18 protein-coding genes are annotated in these 20038 nt (G+C 44.9%); 4 read left to right on the top strand and 14 right to left on the bottom strand.

Features of this window, described 5'->3' with window-relative positions; translation table 11 throughout:
* Window positions 1-262 precede the first annotated feature (262 nt).
* On the top strand, window positions 263-409 hold the full coding sequence (locus QWY16_RS09925; protein WP_300989018.1) for a hypothetical protein: 147 nt from the start codon (window positions 263-265) through the stop codon (window positions 407-409).
* Window positions 410-720: 311 nt separating this feature from the next.
* On the opposite strand, the gene QWY16_RS09920 is transcribed toward QWY16_RS09925, so the two are convergent.
* Both QWY16_RS09920 and QWY16_RS09915 read right to left on the bottom strand, forming a co-directional pair.
* On the bottom strand, window positions 721-1776 hold the full coding sequence (locus tag QWY16_RS09920; RefSeq protein ID WP_300989016.1) for a glycosyltransferase: 1056 nt from the start codon (window positions 1774-1776) through the stop codon (window positions 721-723).
* 95 nt (window positions 1777-1871) lie between these two features.
* Complete coding sequence (locus tag QWY16_RS09915; RefSeq protein ID WP_300989014.1) at window positions 1872-3809, bottom strand: FUSC family protein; 1938 nt, start codon at window positions 3807-3809, stop codon at window positions 1872-1874.
* Window positions 3810-4059: 250 nt separating this feature from the next.
* Here QWY16_RS09915 and QWY16_RS09910 point away from each other — a divergent pair, with 250 nt between their 5' ends.
* Window positions 4060-4689, top strand: a complete 630-nt coding sequence (locus QWY16_RS09910) for an HAD-IA family hydrolase (RefSeq protein WP_300989012.1) — start codon at window positions 4060-4062, stop codon at window positions 4687-4689.
* A gap of 127 nt (window positions 4690-4816) precedes the next feature.
* On the opposite strand, the gene QWY16_RS09905 is transcribed toward QWY16_RS09910, so the two are convergent.
* From QWY16_RS09905 to QWY16_RS09850, 12 genes are all read right to left on the bottom strand, one after another.
* Window positions 4817-8995, bottom strand: coding sequence for a tetratricopeptide repeat protein (locus QWY16_RS09905; RefSeq protein WP_300989010.1), 4179 nt, complete (start codon window positions 8993-8995; stop codon window positions 4817-4819).
* A gap of 340 nt (window positions 8996-9335) precedes the next feature.
* Window positions 9336-9842, bottom strand: coding sequence for a hypothetical protein (locus QWY16_RS09900; protein WP_300989008.1), 507 nt, complete (start codon window positions 9840-9842; stop codon window positions 9336-9338).
* 240 nt (window positions 9843-10082) lie between these two features.
* A complete protein-coding gene (locus tag QWY16_RS09895) occupies window positions 10083-10364 on the bottom strand; it encodes a hypothetical protein (protein ID WP_300989006.1) in 282 nt (93 codons plus the stop codon).
* Between the two features lie 38 nt (window positions 10365-10402).
* Window positions 10403-10576: a hypothetical protein gene (locus tag QWY16_RS09890; RefSeq protein WP_300989005.1), complete on the bottom strand. Its 174-nt coding sequence runs from the start codon at window positions 10574-10576 to the stop codon at window positions 10403-10405.
* A gap of 205 nt (window positions 10577-10781) precedes the next feature.
* Complete coding sequence (locus QWY16_RS09885) at window positions 10782-11165, bottom strand: DMT family transporter (protein ID WP_300989004.1); 384 nt, start codon at window positions 11163-11165, stop codon at window positions 10782-10784.
* A 362-nt stretch (window positions 11166-11527) separates the two neighbouring features.
* Window positions 11528-12121, bottom strand: coding sequence for an NADPH-dependent FMN reductase (locus tag QWY16_RS09880; RefSeq protein ID WP_436837137.1), 594 nt, complete (start codon window positions 12119-12121; stop codon window positions 11528-11530).
* A gap of 14 nt (window positions 12122-12135) precedes the next feature.
* Window positions 12136-13119, bottom strand: coding sequence for a ring-cleaving dioxygenase (locus tag QWY16_RS09875; RefSeq protein ID WP_300989002.1), 984 nt, complete (start codon window positions 13117-13119; stop codon window positions 12136-12138).
* Between the two features lie 332 nt (window positions 13120-13451).
* The gene (locus QWY16_RS09870; protein ID WP_300993392.1) at window positions 13452-14015 is read right to left on the bottom strand and encodes an NADPH-dependent FMN reductase; all 564 of its coding nucleotides are present in this window, start codon (window positions 14013-14015) and stop codon (window positions 13452-13454) included.
* 213 nt (window positions 14016-14228) lie between these two features.
* Window positions 14229-15071 carry an ABC transporter permease gene (locus tag QWY16_RS09865; protein ID WP_300989000.1) on the bottom strand — a complete coding sequence of 281 codons (843 nt, stop codon included), beginning with the start codon at window positions 15069-15071 and terminating at the stop codon, window positions 14229-14231.
* A complete protein-coding gene (locus tag QWY16_RS09860; protein WP_436837136.1) occupies window positions 15068-16075 on the bottom strand; it encodes an ATP-binding cassette domain-containing protein in 1008 nt (335 codons plus the stop codon). The genes QWY16_RS09865 and QWY16_RS09860 overlap by 4 nt, the downstream gene beginning before the upstream one ends.
* 398 nt (window positions 16076-16473) lie before the next feature.
* On the bottom strand, window positions 16474-17904 hold the full coding sequence (cls, locus tag QWY16_RS09855) for a cardiolipin synthase (RefSeq protein WP_300993389.1): 1431 nt from the start codon (window positions 17902-17904) through the stop codon (window positions 16474-16476).
* Window positions 17905-18055: 151 nt separating this feature from the next.
* Window positions 18056-18430, bottom strand: a complete 375-nt coding sequence (locus QWY16_RS09850; RefSeq protein ID WP_300988997.1) for a hotdog family protein — start codon at window positions 18428-18430, stop codon at window positions 18056-18058.
* A 203-nt stretch (window positions 18431-18633) separates the two neighbouring features.
* Here QWY16_RS09850 and QWY16_RS09845 point away from each other — a divergent pair, with 203 nt between their 5' ends.
* Together QWY16_RS09845 and QWY16_RS09840 are read left to right on the top strand one after the other, a co-directional pair.
* Entirely contained in the window at window positions 18634-19146 is a 513-nt protein-coding gene (locus QWY16_RS09845; protein ID WP_300988995.1) for a cysteine hydrolase family protein, read from the top strand.
* Window positions 19143-19886, top strand: coding sequence for an alpha/beta hydrolase (locus tag QWY16_RS09840; RefSeq protein ID WP_300988994.1), 744 nt, complete (start codon window positions 19143-19145; stop codon window positions 19884-19886). Before QWY16_RS09845 ends, QWY16_RS09840 begins: the two co-directional genes overlap by 4 nt.
* Window positions 19887-20038: the final 152 nt, after the last annotated feature.

Below are 20038 nucleotides of genomic sequence, written 5' to 3'. Positions count from 1 at the left end.
CAAATAAACTAAAAACCCGCAATAACATCAGCCGCTTAAAATCGGCATAGTTTCTAAGACCTCTTCCACTACCTTCTCCCGTTTTTCTTGTTATCCTCTTCTTCGTTCGACTTATTTTCTCAGTCACGGTTAATTAATTTCCTTGAATCTGATAATATGAAGCAACAGAACTTCATATCGTTCCTTAAAAAACATTTATGTGCGTGGCATTTAAGAATGTTGGTTTTTGATGTACCTAACATTATGCGACTGGAGGGTTCATATGCTTAAATTCATCGATGACTTGGCCGGTGCCTTATTCGATCTGATGAAATTATTTGGCTATTTCCTGGCTGGAGTTTTGATTGTGAGTGCCATTATGTATGGAATCATCGGAATCATCCATCTCATAACAAGCTTATTCTTTTGAGATGCGGATACCGCAATGGCCATTATTCTGTATTTTGTTTTAAATTCTCTGGGTCCTCCATTTCTTCAGCGGCAATGACAATAACAGCCGAGCCGATATTCGCCAATTTCAGCTGAATGGAAAAAATCCCGCCCTTAGACATTTGTCTTGTGGGACGGGATTTTTCATTTGTGCTGCCACCCTATTTGCTGATCGGGTGGCATATCATTTTTAATCGGTACCGTTGCCTATGCCGATACCTCGGATAACGGGAACTCCCGCCGCATTTTCCCTGGAAACCGGCAGTTAAACCAAATCACTGCACGTTGCTGTCAAACCCACTTTTTCTCTTTCGGCCTGCTTTTTTTCTTCACATAGCTCTTAAGTGCGTAATAACGGTACAGCCATCCGGCCGATTGGCGCTTAATCATGGAGCCGATCAGTTTTTTCTCCAGATTGCCCGCTTGGTAATAACAAGCTCGCTCATGGAGCCATTCATTCCGGATGATTTCGCCTATATGCTGTTTCGTTGATTCCGGTGTCAGCGTGCTGTTCGGATGGAACAAATTCCAGAAACAAGTCAGGACCCGAGACGTATAGAAATTTTCAAACAGCACTTTATTTTTTCCGGTATAGGCATGGTTTCTTTGGAGAAACTCCCTTACGGCTCCTTGCATCAATTGCATATTGTCGTATAAGTTTGGACGAAACTGGCTGGTGATCGAACTGGCGTTAGAATCGATGTAATAGTAGAGGGCATCAGGAATGAGGCTGATGTTCTGGCATTTTTCGATATAGCGCAGGTTAAACAGTAAATCTTCTCCCCAGCTAACTTCCGTATCGAAGGCAAGGCCGGATTCTTTGATCAGGTGTGCGTCATACAACTTGTTCCAAATGAAATGGATATAGTAATGCTGATACAGTTCCCCAAAATTCTTCAAGAACTGCTCGTTTGAAAATGTGCCGTTCCGCGGCATGCGAAAGACTTCCGATTTGATGATGCGATTTCCTCGCGTCAAAATCTTTTGATAGCCGCATAGGGCGAGCTGGCTTTCGCTTGCAATAGCCTGAACCAGCCGCTCTGTCATCCGGTGATCGATGTAGTCGTCTGAGTCCGCAAGCTGGAGAAACTCTCCGCTAGCTTCCTTCATTCCCCGGTTCCGCGCGGCTGATGGCCCTGCATTCGGCTGATGAATCACTTTCACTCGCATGTCTTTTTTCGCATAACTTTCGCAAATCTCCCCACTGCTGTCAATGGATCCATCATTGACGAGAATCAATTCAATGGTTGGGTAGGTTTGATTGAGCAAGCTGTCGATGCTTTTATGCAAATAATTTTCCGCGTTGTATACGGGAACAATTATACTGACTAATTTCGTTGAATCCATCGTACTCCTCCTGTCTGTTAAGAATCTAGGGGGTATTCGGTTTAACCTTCATTAATAGCTTTTCAGCCGATTCGAAATCGGTTTTTTCTTTTATTTTAGTTAATGGCAGAAAGTTGACTGGTCTTGAAAGCATATTGCAAATCTCTAATTTCTCTTTCGATGTCTCGGTACTTTGGAATATGCGGAACATCGAGTTCGGAAAAATGCCAAGTTTTCTCTGCTGCATTGGCCATCATTTCGAAAACAAGAAGGAGCTGGGCCAACTGGGCATCAGCCAACGGAAGCCGATCTTTGTCTTTAGCTGCTTTCGCTAACAAAAAACTCAATTGCTCAAGGCCGAAAAAAACCGGCTGCAAAGATTCCAGCGCTTGTCTATTGCTGGAGAGTTCGCCTTGTGCCGTGCTAAAAACCAACCTCAAATTGGTCAAGTTTGTCTGCATTTTCCGCTGCTCAATTGTATTTTCTGCTAAGCTGTTCTTCTTATGAACGGAAAACAACGCACTGGTAAATCGCTGCTGGCTCCGGATAGTTTTGGCCATTAGACGCGGAAGCAAACTGGAAGCATGGCGCCTTCCCACCAGCAAAGTGCCAAACAACCCAATAGCGGATCCGATAAGCACATCGGTCAACCTGGCCGAAGTGAAATATGAAATGGTTCCGATGGCCGATGTACTTTCGGCTAGTATTAACGCGATGGGAGTAACGAAAACGGCGGCAACGGCATAATTCAACACCATTGCCAGTTCAGCTAATACCATCAGCAGGAAAACGGCCAGCACAATAAGAAGCCCTTCCGGTTCTAAAGATAGGATCAGCACAGCGATCACTATGCCCAGGATGGTGCCGCATGTCCGTTGGATGGCCCGGTTAAAAGTGGAAAGAATCGTGGCCCCTGACATTACTGCGGCACATGTTAAAGGAATCCAATAAGACGTAAGATCATTAAAAAAATTCGCGGCTAAAGCTGCTGCTGTTAGAACGATGCCAAAGCGAAGCGCGGTAAAAAAGATCATTGAATTTTTGTTGAATGTGCCCGAAAACAGTGTTTTGAAGCTTGTCTTCGGTATTTTTAAGAATGGGCGATCCGCTGCTGCTTTATTGCCAGCTGCATGGTCATAGGCCTGCCGTATATGCCTTTCCAATCCCGTTGATTTTTTTTCATCTTGGAGCGCTATAGCCGGAACCGATTCATTGGGGCCGTCTTCTATTGCGGATTCGATCAGCTGCATGCTTTCAATAGCCTTAAAAGGTAAGCGCTGCTTGTTTTCATTCGAGTATTCCACAATTTCGGAATAAATCAGCTTGGCTTGCTTATGAAGCAGTGCCAGCCGCCAATATGGTGGGGTTTCCAGCCAAGGTGCATAACCTGCAGCCAAAATGTTCTCTGCTTTTATAATCGAGAACCAGGATTTTTGCCGGATTTCGAGGAAACTTGAAGAATCCAACGAGTCCATCAATAAAGCCAAGTTTCGGTATTCTTCTTTTACAGCAGCGGTTTCCACACGCAATGGTGCGATAACCCAACCTGCCATTGCGAAGAGGAACGATAAAATCCCTCCTGCAACTACAAGTGTCGCATGAAGAATGGCAAGAGACGGGTCTGTATCCGTGTTGGCATTGATTAAAAAAACCAAAATAAAAAACAAAGCTGACGGCCCAGCAAACTGGTACGCGCCAAAGAAAAACACAGCTGATGCCCCAATGATTCCCACTGCTACTGCCGAAAGAATGGGATTCGCTGAAAGCACTGTACCGAGCCCGGCAGAAAAAGCCAATCCCAGCACGACGCAAAAGATTTTTTTTGCGCGCAGCACATAAGGTTCATTAAACATATAGAGGAAAGCGAGACCCCCAAGCGACATAATGAATCCATACTGGATATAGCCGAGCCATAGCCCCACCAATATCGGGAAAGCGGAACAGAATCCCGCTCCAATTGCTTTGCTCCATGGCAGAGGGACATTATTGATTGCAAAGGCTTGTTTCAGTATTTGTTGAAAATCCGTAACAGCACTTCGAACTCTTCTTTGCATAACTGCTCCCCTCTCCTTAAGCCACTTGTGGATGCTTTTCAATGAGTATATCAATTTTTTTCAAAAAAAAGAAAACAGAATTATGTAAATTTAGGCGGTTTTGTATGATTCCGAGGCGTGAGAAAATGGCGAGATTAGTATAGAATGGTGCATAAAGGAAACTTCTTTCTCTTCTCTCTATGTCAACAGCTGCTCTGATAGCTTTCTCCCGAGATCAAGAAAGAGTACATTAAGAAAAAGAGGAGATTAAATGAGATACATTATTTTTGATTTTGACGGAACTTTAGCCGATTCGACTCAGCTTTTCATGCAGGCTTGGAATACATTTGCAAAACAATTCAACTACTTGCCGGTCACTCAAGAAGATCTGGTGTCGTCCAGAAACTTAACGATCCAGCAACGGGCGAAGAAATACGAATTTCCCATGCACAAAATCCCGATAATCCTCCCGAAAGTCTACCAATATTTCAAAGCGCATATGAATGAAGTAGCGCTTTTTGACGGCATTAAGGAAATGCTGGAAGCTTTAGCGCGCAACGGTTATAAAATTGTCATCATTTCTTCGAATGCGCAAGAGAACATTGAGTTGTTTCTGCGGCAGGAAGGGATTGACACGGTATCGCAAGTATTGACTTCAAGCCGGATTTTCGGCAAAGATACCGTCATCCGGAAATTTATGAAGCAGCAGAATCTGACGGCCGACCAATTATTGTACGTCGGCGACGAAGTACGGGACATTCTCGCCTGCAACAAAGTTTCTGTGCCTTTTGCCTGGGTTAGCTGGGGACTTGACGGCTATGAATTGATCGAAAAAGAAAACCCGAGATTCGTCGTCCATTCGCCGCAGGAACTGATGTCGGCATTGAAGCTGGAAGGCTGATTTAAACTGCATCATCCAACAAAATTATCCGCTTTTTCCGGCAGACAGCCAAAAAGAGCAAGGGCCGGCAAATGCTGGCCCTTGCTCTTTCCCATTTATTTATAAAAGACTTCCCTTGAATTTCCGATCAGGCATACTCGCCGATTAAGGCTTCCAGTTCATCGAGAATCGGTTCGAAAAGCGGTTCTTCAGCTGCTGTGTGGATGTAATGTGCCCCTTCTTCCATCCTGAACAAATGCTGGAGATGATTTTTCGCCGCTTGTTGATCGCCTAGCAGCATTTCACTGCGGGCCAGTTCATAATAGCCAGGCAAGTAGTCAGGTTCTTCTTGGATTAAAGAACTTAAAATGCCGCGTGCCATTTTCCCTTCATTCGCTTCAATATACACCATCCCAAGGGAAAGCCGGATCCATTCATGGTCTTTCAGCTCTTCCGGCAGACGGTTTTCAAATCCTTTCACTTCTTTCGGGCGCCGGTCAGCCAAAAGATGCATCAAGTGAATATAGCCTTCCGCATTGTAAGGTTCAAGGTGGGTGACATGTTCATATTGCTCCAGCGCTTTCTCGGTTTCGTCTATTGCCGCCAGCGCTTCCCCTCTCAACAGCAGAACCCGGGCATCGAACGGCTGTTGCTCATGGAGTTTTCGCGCCTGGACAGCGGCTGCACGGGCAAGCTTATAAGACTCTTTTTCTTCCGCCAATTGAAGATTCGCTTGGATCTGCATCACCGCCGCTTCGTAATTGCCGGTCCGTTCGACAAAAGGCTTTAGTTCATCAAGAGCTTCTTTTGCCATTCCCCTCGACAAGTAGAGGCTAGCCAGCTGCATGACCGGCCGATTGTTGTCCGGTAGGCGTTTGATCGCTTCTTCATACAAAGAGATGATGTGGCTGATGGTGCGCAATGCCCGCGTATTATGCCGGAACTTTGAAATAAAGCCTTTTTGCTCTTCTTGCTCAAAATCTTCGTACCAAAGTGCCAGATAATCGGCGCAATACATTTTAGCGATGGCTAGTTCTTCACCGGACAGTTTTTGTTTCAGTCTTTTATCGATTTCGTTCGTTTTGCCGATTTTACTGAGCATGAAGACATACTTCTCATATAGCCCTTTCAAATTTGGATATTCGACCATCATGTCTTCCAATAAAGCAGCAGCCCGTTTAAAATTGCCTCTGCGTTCGCAAAACTCCACATGCTCAAAATGAGAGGTATAAGCTCCGTTTACTGATTTCGCTTGTTCAAAAAGACGGTCTGCGTCTTTTAATCGGCCTTCTTTTTCCGCACAATGGGCTTTGGCAGAAAGCAGCCATTCTTCCGGCACTTTCTCAGAGATTTTCACTAGGGCTTTCGAGATGATTCGAACAGCTTCTTCACTATCAACAAGCGAGAAAAATTCTTCGAAATCAAGTTCCAACGGATCATTTTCAAAAATAGTCATGGCTGCCGTAAACGCGTGTGCCTGATTGTCCAAAGCCATATAGGCGCGCATCAAGGCGCCGCGGGCAGCAGTGAATGCCGGGTCCAGCTCTGTACAGCGAATATAATTCACAATGGCTTCTTCAAATTTGCCTCTGTTTTCTTCCAACAGCCCCAGCCGGTAATAAGCTTGCGGGTATTCCGCTTTTTCGATGGCTTGCTGATACAAACGGCGGGCATAGCGATGGTTCTCGGCATGTTCATGCAGCTGCCCTTCCAGGCAAAGCACAATTGCATCTGATTCAGCGCTTCTGATTTCTTTGATTTTTTGCAGCACCCGGGTCCGGAAAAGAGCTTCTTCTCCGCATTCCGCATATTTTTCTGCCAGGGCGTGGAACCTTTCACGGTTCCGGTTTTCCAAGCCTTTTTCAAGCAGAGACAAGGCTTGTTGTTTCCCAGCGAATTCAGGCCACTCTTCCCAAAGCATCGAAGCGGTTCGTATAAAATAGCTGGTATCTTCTGTGTCGGCATGCGCCATCATCCACTCACTGGCTTCCATAAACCGCTGTTGTTTGATCAATGCATGGGCGATATGCGTCACTGCGAAGAAATCCTTTGGATCAAGTTCCAGCGCTTTCCGGTATTCCGTTTCCGCTGCATTGAACTTTTGCTGCTCCATCGAAACGTGTCCCCGGTATACATGCAGTACATCAGGCGTTTCGACCATTCCGATTCCTTTATCGAGGATTTTCAAAGCTCTTGGCCATGCTTCGGCATCCATATGGATCTCCGCTATCCTCAAATAAGGATAAGGCTGATTGGGATCCATCTGGATGGATTGTTCAAAAGACTTGATCGCCTCCCCATCTTTTCCGAGCTGTTGCTGACAGCAGCCCATTTGGTAGACAAAAAATTCATCGTCAGGCTCTTCCTCAGCCAGTTTCCGAAAACGCTCCAGCGCTTTTTCGTAAGCTCCGGTTTCATACTGGATCAAGCCATGGGTGATTTGAACGGGAATATCGGACGGCAGCTGATCCAAGGCGATTTTCGACCATTTATAGGCCTGATAGGTCTTTCCAATCTCAAGATAGCAGCGGGCGAGGCGGCTATACGCTGCCGGCTGGTAATGGTCCATTTCGATGGATTGCTTTAACATCGGAATCGCTTGCTGGTAAGCATCTTGTTTCATGAAAATAGCGCCTTTTAAATACAAGGCATACGGACTTTTTTTCCCGTTAACATGGACTAGCCTGGCAAGCGCCTCCGGCAGCTGGTCTTTCAAATAATGCATATGGGCAGCCAAAAGCGCCACTTCTTCGTCTGTTTCCCCAAACTCGTTCTGCAGCCGTTCCAGCCACTGTTCGTGCATTGCTTTGGCTTCTTCTGAAAACAGTGAAGCCAGTCCGATAACAGCTGCATAACGCTCTTCAATATGGGCATTCAAAAAAGCGATAAAAGCCGGGCTTTCTTCTTCTGATTCCTCTTCTTCATCCAAGTATCTGTAAAGCTCACTAAAGAAGCGGTGCTCGTTTTCATCAAGCAGCGGCAACAGGTGCTTTTGTTCCGCTTTCAGAAAAACCATACTGAGGGAATCGGACATTTTATAAGTTGCTTTCAACTCCGAGTAGGGCAGCAGAAACGGCGCCATATCGTTTGGATCTTGGATGATCAGGCCTTGTAAACGGTCATCGTAGCCGATGACCGTTTGGACATGGGCGCTGTTCTCGACCATCATGCTGAGGAGGACCGGAAGACCATTGTCTATAAACTGCTTATACACTTCCAATGAGCCTTTGAAATACCGTGCTTCCAATCCGAGCGACTCCATATAAGACATGGTAGTGCAAAGTTTCGTGCCGGTCACATCAAAAATATGCGAAGCGATTTCGTCCTGGCCGATTTCTTTGCCGAAAGCTTCCAATATAAGCGCCAGCGCAGCCGGCACACAATAATTCATTTTTTGGACCTTCGGCGTCAAGTTAAGCTTTGTTATTTTTTCATCTTTGCGGATAAGGTTCTTGCCGTAAATGGTTCCTTTTAACGTTTCCTGATGGGCAGTGACCCAGGATTCCAATTCATCCCATTGTTCCAGCTTATACAGGCAAGCCGCTGTCAAATAAACAAAATAATTTCGGTGCACGTGAAACGGATTGTTTTCATTGATTGCGGTTATCTGGCGAATCGCGTCTTCGTACCGCTCAAGAAGGAAATAGCTTCTGACAAGTTCTGTCCGGTATGTCCAATCTTCAGGATCCTGCGCATCCCCTTCCTCCAACACGGCCAACGATTCAGCTTTTCTGCCCGTCATTGCCAGCACATCGGCATAACCCAGCCGCACAAAACGATGGCGTTTCGAATCCTCTTCTTCCATCGCTTGTTTCAATAGCCCTTCAGCTTTTTCCCATTCGCCGCTGTGCACATAGTAAAAGGCTTCTAAGTCCGGCCAGATCATCCCTTTTATATCCTTGATCTTTTCCAGCTGTTCTTCGGCTTCCGGCAGCCGGTTCAATTGGCTGAAAACCCGCAGCAGCAATTGATGCGCTGAAGCCAACTCATCAGGGGAGTAACTGTCATTTCCAATCGCTTGTAGCCGCCCGAGCATCCGTTCTTCGGCTTCCAGGCTTTTGCCTGTTTCCATGAGCCTGCCGCAATGCCAGCCAAATGACCGAAGTGTGCCAAACCGCTTATAGGCCTGGGTTGCCAGTATATTGCTGTATTTAAAAAGATCCGCTTGGTCCCCCAACTGGATCAACCGGTAAAAATCGTCTTCCGTCTCTATTTCCGCTATCCATTCGCGCAAGCTTTTAATTGACCGTTCCGTCCATAATTCGCGAATCGCTTCAATCAAATGATCCGCCGTCCTTATGTCTTTCGGCTTTAAATTGATCCCCATGCTTTTTCTCCCCTTGTTCCCCAATTTTTGTGGTTGATTAATTATATGTTGGAAAATTATAGGTTTCAAGAGCTTTTTTAGTTCATTGAAATTCATGACATGGTTATAGTAGTAGACGCTGAAAGTTCCCGGTTGCAGCCGACGGGCTAAGAAAAAATTCAGCTTAAAAGGGGCTGTCCAATAAGTCTAATAATAGACTTATTGGACAGCCCCTTGCTTCTAAATAAAGCGTAGGTTAATACTATTGCTCCTGCATCGCTGCGCTAGCTTCGTCGCAAAGGAGTTGTCCCAAATTACTTTTGGGACAACTCCTTTCTATGTGCCAGCATTCAGTTTTATCTTAGAAGCTTGAAAATATTTCAGCTTGTTCTTCTGTTTCAGGAGCTTCTTCGTTAACATCCACTGATTCCAACAGGCTTTGTGCTTTAACCGCGGATTCAAATGCTGCGTTTAACTCGAATTTTATGGCCATTGCTGCGGCCGAATGTTCATCGGGTTCTTTAGCCACTGCTTGCAGCTGGTATGTTGAGGCTCCCAGCTTCTCGAATACGGCGTTCAATTGTTCTTGGTAATCAAAATATTCTTTATAACTTAACGTCTTTGCCTCTTCCAAATCCGATGTGATTTCAGTCAATTGGGACGCGGCAGCAGAAATTCGTTTTTCAATGGGATTTAGTCGATGAATCACATCTGCCCCGCTTTTCGAAACGGTGCTTTGTTCCACTTTCACTTCAGTTTTAGCCTTGGCATCAGCTAATGGATTTTCAGCCAATGCACTGCCTTGAGCAGTGGCCATTAATCCGATTGCCAATGCAGGTGCTGTGAATTTTAAAAGTGACTTTTTCATCTGATATCTTCCTCCCTGACAAAAAATATCGTTCAGGGAGTGTATACCTCCTGGTTCTTCATTTATGCAAAAATAGTATATATTTAACATTAATAAGAAACTGGTGTAATAAAAAGTAATATAATTAATGTAGTTTTTGCTTTCTGGCGATAACGTCAGTTCCTTTCCGCTTCTTCGGCTGCACAATTACATATCCCGCACCAGTGGACCTAATCTATAATTGATGCATTCTAGATTATCTTACTTTATTTCTTGATGGTTCGATTTAACGGTTGTTTTTTGATAAGCAAACAGAAAAATTCCGCAAATCACAGCTAACCCTAAGAATGTGCTGAAATGGACGAAAGGCGAACCGGCCGTACCAAACGCCACTTCTTGCTGAAGCATTTCGGTATTCTCCCATGCCCGCACCATATTTGGCCGGTAAAGTACGGTCTTTGCATAGTCCACAGCAAACGTCATCACAAAATAAACAGCATGAAAAGCAGCTGAAGCAAGGAAAGCTTGAAAAACTATTTTCATTGGGACTCCTCTTTTCTCCTTCTGGTTTATTTCTAGTATTAGTTTCTTTTACCAAATTTTAGTATATCAATAAAAGCCCATACTGGCATAGAAGTATTTAAATTTTTCGGTAAGTTTGAAAAAGCAACAAAGCGTTGTGAATGTGGACGAAAAAAACCCGCTGCTTTATTAAAAAGCAGCGGGTTTTTTCTTGTCAAAATTTCAGCATCCATTTATTTTTTTCGTAAACACGATCTGCAGTTCGTGTTGCATCCGGCATATCCCTGCTGCCGCAGCATTAGTACATCGCAATTGCCTCAAAAAACGACTTTCTTTTCGTGAACATCTTCAATTTTGCTAAACGTTTCGCCGTATTCTTTGTATAGTTTTACGACTAACTTATCCATTCTTTCCATACTTTTGTTTCTATCAGCGGCTTTATTCTGCAGGATCGTTTAAAACATTCGCAGCTGGAGCTTTGTCATGGGCCGTTGTTTCGTTATGGCCTGGTCCGAATAGATTTAAAATTACCACTCCGATAAGGATGAGAATGATTCCAGTTACACTAGCAAAGTTTATTTTTTCTTTCCAGATCAGAACGGATATGATCGTTGTAGCTACCATTCCTAATCCCGACCAGATTGCGTAAGCGGCATTCAAGGGAATGGTCTTTAGCGCCAATGACAAAAAGAAAAACGAAAAAACAAAAGCTGCCAGCATGCCCATCGTAGGGAACAGCTTTGAAAAGCCTTCAGAAGCTTTTAATAACGATGATCCGATTAATTCCCCTATGATGGCAAGTGACAAATAGAGATAGGACATGTTGAAACCCTCCTGGACTGGTTGAATATTTTTAATGAAAACTGTTGGCATCGTTTTTAAGCAGTGCACTTCTTTCAGCTTTTATTTCGATTGCCTGCTTCGGATTTTCATAAAGTGTATGCTGCAATTTGAGCTTGTTCTTTTGAAGGAGCCTCTAACTGCTTATTATATATGATGAGGAGCCAATTAAAACGGATGCAAATAAAAAATGTGAAAGACCGTTATTTGCCTAAGGCCATTCCTGAAGCCATGAATTCCTCAGATGCAACAGTAAAATGGACACAAAAAAAGAGATGCCAACCGGCAATCTCTTTTTTGTCTGTTTATAGGTTTCTGCTTTATGTGTTGCAAAAAGCTTTATATTAGCGGATTGTTTTCAACGCTGCAGACCAAGGGATGACCTGATCAAGCATCTGGTTGACCGATTCTGCTTGAACTGGAGCGGCTTTCAATTCCGCACCGTTCTCAAAATCCGTGAACAGCGACAATGCCGGGTGGACGCGGACGTCCGCTACCGACAATTCGCCCAGGATGCCGCGCAAATGCTCTGCCGCACGCGCACCGCCGACCGAACCGTACGAGACGATGCCCGCTGCTTTGTTGTTCCACTCTTCGCGCAGGTAATCGAGTGCGTTTTTCAAAGATCCTGTGATCGAGTGGTTGTATTCCTGCACGATGAAGACGAATCCGTCCTGTGCTGCAACTGCTTGAGACCAAGCGGCTGCGCCTGATGCGTCGCCGCCTTCTTCGCCTAAGAGCGGCAATTTGTAATCGGCGATGTCGATGATCGTATAGTTTGCGTCACCGCGCTTGTCTGCCAATTCTTTGACCCAGTTCCCTACTTGCGGGCTTAAGCGCCCTTCACGTGTTGATCCCAAGATGATGCCGATGTTTAGTTTTGTCATAGTTTTTTCCTCCTGTTGTTTTGATCCAAAAAATTTATCAAATATACCCATATGTTTTCTTCTCCTCACAAATACTCTTTTTCGAACGTACGCGTACTGCGCACGGTGTCGATTGGACGTACCATTTTTTCAATCTGTTCGCGTTTCGGTTCCAAGAATGGCGGCAGCGACAATTTTTCCCCTACGGTTTCGTAAGGCTCATCGCCCATAAAGCCTGGACCGTCTGTAGCCCACTCGAATAGAATTCCTGGTGCTACTCGTGCATATAACGATTCAAAGAAGAAGCGATCCACATAGCCGGAAGTGCCGAAGCCAAACCCTTCCATGCGCTCAATCCACGCTTTCAAGACGTTCGTATCTTCCACGCGGAATGCTGCGTGGTGAACGGTGCCAAAGCCTTGTCGGCCGGCTGGCAAAATCACGTTGTGCTCGACAATCACTTGCGCACCGTTTCCGCCTTCGCCGACTTCAAACAAATGCAGCGATCCTTCTTTGGTTACTTCGCGCATCAGCATCGCTTTTTCCAGCACTTCTTTCAAATAATCAAATTCAGCGATCCGCACGTGGATCGGGCCTAAGCCGGTGATGGCGAATTCCAATGGCACCGGGCCATTTTGCCAAGGCGTGCCGGATGCAACGCCTTCGTTGTGCTCGTCCGACACCAGCATGTATTGCTGGTCATCAAAATCAACAAACGACAAGGTTTTCTTGCCGAACAATTCCTGGATGCCTTTATGCTTCACTTCGTATTTATCGAAACGCTTGATCCAGTAAGTTAATGCTTCATCTGTTGGCACACGGAAAGCAGTTTTGTAGATTTCGTTCGTTCCGTGTGTCCCTTTCGGAATGCCCGGGAAATCGAAGAATGTCATGTCCGTGCCGGCAGACCCTTTGTCATCCGCAAAGAATAAATGATAGGTCTGAATATCGTCCTGGTTGACCGTTTTCTTCACCAGGCGCATGCCCAGTACATATGTGAAGAACTCATAGTTCTTTTCCGCACTGCTGGTAATCGCAGTGACGTGGTGGATTCCTTTTATTTCGTTCATATTCTTCTCTCCTTTAAATTTTTGCTATCAGTTATCTCGAAATCAAGATATACAATTAAAAAAATTTAACGGTTGATAGGCAATTTTCAAATGTCATTTTCATCCGAAACTTTTAAAATAGAGCGTGCTGTTTCAAATTATTACTACGAAATTATTTATCTTTAATTCAAGATAATCTTAACATGCCTAATGTCGCACGTCAACTAATTAAATTGAATCGACATTATATCCAGAGAACAATAAATTCTTAAACTTAATTTCCTTTGGCCAATAAAACAAAAAGACAGCCAGGGTTATCTGGCTGTCTACTGAATGATATAGGTTGTTTTTTATTATTTATTTCGCAACGGCTGCAAGGCGTTGGTCCAGGCATTGACTTGCTTCAGCATGACATTGACCGCTTTCTCATGGACTGCTGCCGGTTTGAACTCGCTCATCTTCACGAAGTCTGTAAATAAAGACATCGAAGGATGGGCCCGGACAGTCGCCACTTGCAATTCTGCCATAATGATTCGCAATGCCTCTGCTGCACGGACTCCGCCTGCCGTGCCGTAACTGACAATGCCCGCGGCTTTATTGTTCCACTCGGGATATAAATAATCAATGGCATTCTTCAAAGCTGATGTCACCCCTCTGTTGTATTCAGGGCAAATAAAGACATAACCATCCAATTCGGCAATTTTTTTTGACCAGGGAATCGCTTCGGGTGTCTGATAATTTTGGCTAGCGGCGGCAGAGACCGGCTCCGCGTACATTGGCAGGTTATATTCCGCCAAATCCACGATTTCGTAGTCTGCGTCTCCCCGCTGGTCCGCAATGCCTTTTACCCATTGGGCCACTTGCAGGCTGTTGCGTCCCGGCCGCGTGCTTCCAGTAATAATGCCGATTTTTGTCATGATCTCCATTCCTCCTCAATTTTAATAAGGTGAACCGAAAGAAAGGTATTGGTTGATACGCTTTCATCATATAGGAAGAATGAATGAAGTTCAATCGTGTTTCTGAATATTCAGTTCTTGTGTTCTGGCAAAAGCCTACTGCTAAAATGGATTTTTCTCTCCGTACTCAAAAAGAAGTCGAAAACAACTCTTCAACTTCTTTTTGCTTTCTTTTCATTGTTTGTTTCGGTAAAGATGAATCGTAATGGGAGCGAAAATACCCGTCATGATCAAAGAGACGAGGAGCACCCACACTACTTGTTCCGTCGTAGCAGTTCCGTGCATCGCCCCGCGGACAGCCGTCGCCAGTATCGAGATCGGATTGATTTCAACGAAACCTTGCAGCCATGTCGGCAAAGTCTTTGGATCTACAAATACATTGCTGACAAAAGTAAGCGGGAACAAGAACAAGAAACTGATCATCATCAATGATTTCTCAGAGCGTACGACCAACCCGAATACTGTCCAAATCCATGACAAACTGAACGAGAAAATTAAAATCAGAATGATGGCGCCCAGAATACCCATAATTCCTCCTTCTGGACGGAATCCAAGTATGAAGCCGAGGCCGATCATGATAAGAGAAGCCATGGAATAACGAATCACATCGACAAGAAGTGAACCGATCAAAGCGGATGGCAGCCAAATGGGCAAAGTGCGAAAGCGGTCAAAGATGCCTTTGCGAATATCATTATTCAAATCGATGCCTGTATACATCGTAATTTGGGCCACAGTCATAACCAGTATGCCGGGAAGCAGAAACTGAAGGTATTCAGCAGTTGAACCGGAAATCGCTCCACCGAATAAATAAGTGAACATCAATAGGAAAATTACCGGAAAAACAGTTACGTCAAACATTTGTTCAGGAACATGTTTGATGCGCAACAACGCCCGTGTAGCAAAAGTGAGCGTTGAAGAGATGGCGCTTGGCGGTTTAGGCCGATTGTTTGAGGCAATAGAATCTGCAAGCTGTACATCACTTGATTCTTTTTCTCTTTGCTCGATATAGTCGGTCATGGTGCACCCTCCTCGGGTTTTGTTTCCTGAGTGGCTGTATGTCCGGTTAATGTAAGAAACACTTCATCGAGGCTCGGCCGGCCGAATGAAAAGTCACTGATGGCAATATCTTCTCTGGCTACTTCCCCCAGAGCATCCGCTACACGTGCAGGATCATTTATTTGAGCTGTCAGCCCATTGGCTTCTGATAAGAAATAGACCGGTACAGAGAGGGTACTTTCAAGTATCTGAGCGGCCCTTCTTCTTTGGGCAGCATCAACAAGTTGTACATTCAAGGTGCCGCTGCCAACAGATGCCTTCAATTCGCTGCTCGTTCCTTCCGCAATGATCTTGCCTTGGTTGATGACAGCAATACGGTCAGCCAACTGGTCTGCTTCTTCCAAGTACTGAGTGGTCAGCAGAACGGCGGTTCCAGCGCTGACCAGCGCCCGAATAATGTCCCATACTTGGTTGCGGCTTCTCGGGTCCAGCCCGGATGTAGGTTCATCAAGAAACAGCAAGTCCGGAGTCACAACAATGCTTGCGGCTATATCAATGCGGCGGCGCATGCCACCTGAATAATTTTTCACTTGGCGTTTTGCTGCATCCTCCAATCCAAAAGCTCTCAATAGTTCTTGTGCACGCTGTTTTGCCTCTCTTCGGCTATAACCCATCAGTTTTGCCATCATGGTGAGATTTTCCATGCCAGTCAAATCTTCATCAATTGATGCATATTGGCCGGTCAAACTGATCCGGCTTCTGATGGCATCGCCTTCTTTGCTCAAATCATGGCCAAAAATCCGCGCGTACCCTTCGTCTGGCTTCATTAAAGTAGCAAGCATTCGAATGGTCGTCGTCTTACCTGCTCCGTTCGGCCCTAAAAATCCATAAACCGTTCCTTTCTGAATCGCCAAATCCACTCCGTCCACAGCCCGGTGCTTCCCATACACTTTGACGAGCCCTTTTGCTTCAATAGCCAAGTCATTTGCTATCGGCCGCACTTCTAAACTTTCCACAATTTTCACCCTTTCCGTCCAAATGGCTGAGCAGCATTTTCACGCGATTGCCGCATAAATTGGATAAATAAAAGTTCCGGGCTGAAGTATGAATTTTAACGATAAGCCCAGTGAGCTGGTTGTCTCAAATCTATGAACTGGCTTCCATCACCTATGTATAGCTATAATAAAGAACGTATGTTCCTACCTTTAGTAGTTTCCCTCTCTTCCTTTAATATAAACCATTATATCTAAATTTTCTGTTATTATTTAACCATCGTCAAAGACCTAAGCAGAAATATCTTAAAATGCAATGGAGGCGTTTTCCTCTGCCAACATAAAACCGCTTCAATCATTAAAGGAAATTCACGTTAAAAAGGAAGACGGAATAAGTTTCCCGCCTTCCTTTTTTGAACAGATTACGTATCTTATAAAATGGGTGCCACCAATTGGGCAATCTGCAGCCTGAAGCGATTGATAAGCGAAAGCTCCTGGAAATACTCTTTTGTGAGCTCTTCGGAAAGCTTTAAATCATTGAAATACAGCAAAATCATTTCTTCAGCCGTTTTCACATCGTATCCGAAAGCATTCGCTTCGTAATTGAGGGAAAAACTCCGGACATCCATATTGGCAGAGCCGATGGAAAAGACTTTGCCGTCCACTACTATGGTTTTGGCATGCAGAAAGCCGTTGCCGTAGGTGTACACTTTTACGCCGGTGTTCACCAAATCTTTGGCATACGACAAGCTGGCGCTGAACACAAAGATATGGTCTGCTTTACTGGGAATCATGACTCGGACATCTATGCCGCTAAGAGCGGCCGTACTGAGTGCATCTAAAATCGCCAAATCCGGAATTAAATACGGAGTTTGGATATAAATCGACTTGCGCGCCTGGGCAATCATCCGCAAATAGCCATTTTTGATTTGATCGAGCGATTCATCCGGTCCACTGGCAACCACTTGCATTCCCGCTCCTTCGGAAACTTCCACAGCTGGGAAATAACTTTCTTCATATTTGACGGGAAGGTTCTCAGAAGTCTGATTCCAGTCGCTTAAAAAACGATGCTGCAGGGAATGGACAGCTTCCCCTTCAAAACGCAGATGCGTGTCCCGCCAGTAGCCGAACTTTTCGTCTCTCCCCAAATATTCATCCCCGACATTAAACCCGCCGATAAAACCTACTTTCCCGTCGAGAATGGCGATTTTCCTGTGATTGCGGTAATTGACCCGCGGATTGCCAAAAGGCATTCTGGAACGAAGTGAAGCAGCCGCTCGGCCACCTGCTGCCAAAAAAGCATCGAAGAAATTCTTGGGCAATGAATTTGAGCCGATATCATCATACAGGAAAAGGACTTCGATGCCTTGCCGGGCTTTTTCCGTCAGCAGCTCAATCAGTTTTTTGCCGATCGCATCATTTTTCACCATATAGTATTCCAAATGGATATGAGAGTTAGCCGCTTCAATATCTTTGAATAGCGCTTCGAATTTCCGTTTTCCATCCGTGTAAATTTCGAGCTGATTATTTTGAGTGAATGGCGCCACTCCGCTTTTCAAGTTCATCCGGATAAGATGCTGCCATTCTTCAGCGACTTCTGACGGATAGCTAAAGGAACCTTCATCAATTGCAGTTAATTGCTGGTCTGAGAGATTTAAGATTTTCGGATTTGAATAAGCAGTTGAATGCTTGCCTTTATTCTTTCGATGTGGCTTGCCAAATAATAAATAAATCAGCAAGCCTAGATAGGGCAAGAAAAACAACACCATGAACCATGCCCATTTAGAAGTTGCTCTTTTCCGTTCAATAAAAAGGATAGAAACAGCTAAAACTGTGTTGGTCAGAAATAAAATATTGCTGATCGTGTTCCACCACTGAAAAGAATTCCACCATTCGGAAGTAATAGCGATTACCTCCTTTCATTTTTCATCTTCTTTTCTTTACCCTAAAGAGCAGCCAGCTAGTCTTTCGAAAGACAGCGGATCTTGCGCAAGAGGCAGCTTCAGGGAATTTTTATAGAATCACTCCTGAGAAACCGCCTTTCAGCACTTCTTTGCCATGCTGGTTTTTGCAAGAAAAGGAAGCAGCAATTCGTATCCGTTGCTCTTCCTTTTCGAACGTGTTGATCGTCACTTCACATCGTATGGTATCTCCTGTAAAAACCGGCCTCAAAAATTCGAAATCCATATGGCGGGCGAGCACGTTATGGTCTCCCCCCACTTTGGTCGGCAAAGTCGCTGTCAGCAGCCCTTGGACGACCAGCCTCCCTTGTTCATCGGGCTGAAGGTGGTGAATTCCTTCATCGCCAGATATCCTCGAGAACAGCTCAACATCTTTCTTTACGAAAGAACGCTCAAACGTAATTACATCTCCTATAGTTATAGTCAATTTGGTTCCTCCTTTGATTCCCGTGAGTCTTGATCTATATTTTACCGCTCTTTTTAAACTTCGCTGCCTCCAGCTCAAACTCCTGTCTTCCATTTCCAGCAGGCCAACAGCGGATTTGGCCAAATTGTCAGGAATGAAAGAAAGGATTCTGAAATAAAATACCGAATATCCTATGGAGATATGAATAATTGGAGGTGCTGGCTATGCAAAAAACTGCTTTATTGATTATCGATGCACAAAATGAGATGTTGGCAGGAGCCAATCCGGTGTTCAATAAAGAGGAGCTGCTTGAAAATCTTCAGTATCTGATTGAAAAAGCCCGTTCAGCAGATATTCCGGTTGTTTTTGTCCAACATAATGACAAGGCGCTTGTGGCTGGCACTTACGACTGGCAGATCCATCGGTCCATTCGCCCCCAAGAAGGAGAACCCAGTGTTCAAAAGCGGACTCCTGATTCGTTCCACGAAACCGATCTTGAAAAAGCTTTGAAAACATGGGCAATCGAAAATCTTATCGTTGCGGGAAACCAGACGGAGTATTGTGTAGATACAACATGCCGCCGTGCATTCAGCCTGGGCTATACCGTTACGCTGGTCAAAGATGGACATGGCACTTGGGATTCCGATTCATTAAATGCGAAACAAATCATCGACCATCACAACGAAGTGCTGAGTTACTTTGCCGATGTTAAAAATGCCAAGGAGGTTTTTGGATGAACGCAAATTTTGAAGTGTTGTCAGGAGCAGAACCGTTTAGCGTCGAAGGCGGACGTATAGGAATATTGGTTTCACATGGTTTTACAGGAACCGTACAAAGCTTGCGCCCAATTGGCGAGGCGTTTGCCAAGGAAGGATTTACCGTGACAGTCCCGCGGCTGAAAGGGCACGGCACTCATCACGAAGAAATGGAAGAAACCACTTATCACGACTGGATTGCTTCCATCGAAGAAGCATATAGTTGGCTGAATGAACGTTGCGATGCGATTTTTATGGTCGGGTTGTCAATGGGCGGTACGCTGGCGCTCTACATGGCACAGCAGCATCCTGAAATCCGAGCGATTTCACTGATCAACGCTGCAGTAGAGGTGCCGTCGATGGCTGCTGTACATGACATGCAGGACGTCCGATTCCTTGATGCCATTGGATCCGACATCAAAAAGACAGGGATTACAGAACTTGCCTATGAAAAGACGCCGGTTGCGTCAGTGAAACAATTGCTGATTTTCATGGATGGAGTGCGCAAAGATTTATCACACATCCGGTGCCCGGCCCTTATTTTTGTGTCGCCGGAAGATCATGTTGTTCCGCCCCATAACTCTCAACTAATCTATGCTGGAATCTCTTCAGAAGAAAAACGGTTAATCGAAATGCCTGACAGCTACCACGTTGCCACTCTCGACAATGACCAGCAGCGCATCATTGAAGAGACGATGGCGTTCTTCAAAAAATTCGAATAAGGACAAGCAGAACATTCATATACTTAATCGAAAAAAGAGCAGCGGTTTGATTTAACCCGCTGCTCTTTTGGTTACATTGTGGATCAGACCTCTTTAAAGCCAAAAATAGCGGCAAAATCAATAGCAGAAAATTAGTTCTGGCACGCTTTACG

Source organism: Planococcus shenhongbingii (genome assembly GCF_030413635.1).
GTDB classification, from domain to species: Bacteria; Bacillota; Bacilli; order Bacillales_A; family Planococcaceae; genus Planococcus; species Planococcus shenhongbingii.
This window is presented reverse-complemented; position numbering and strand designations above follow the sequence as displayed.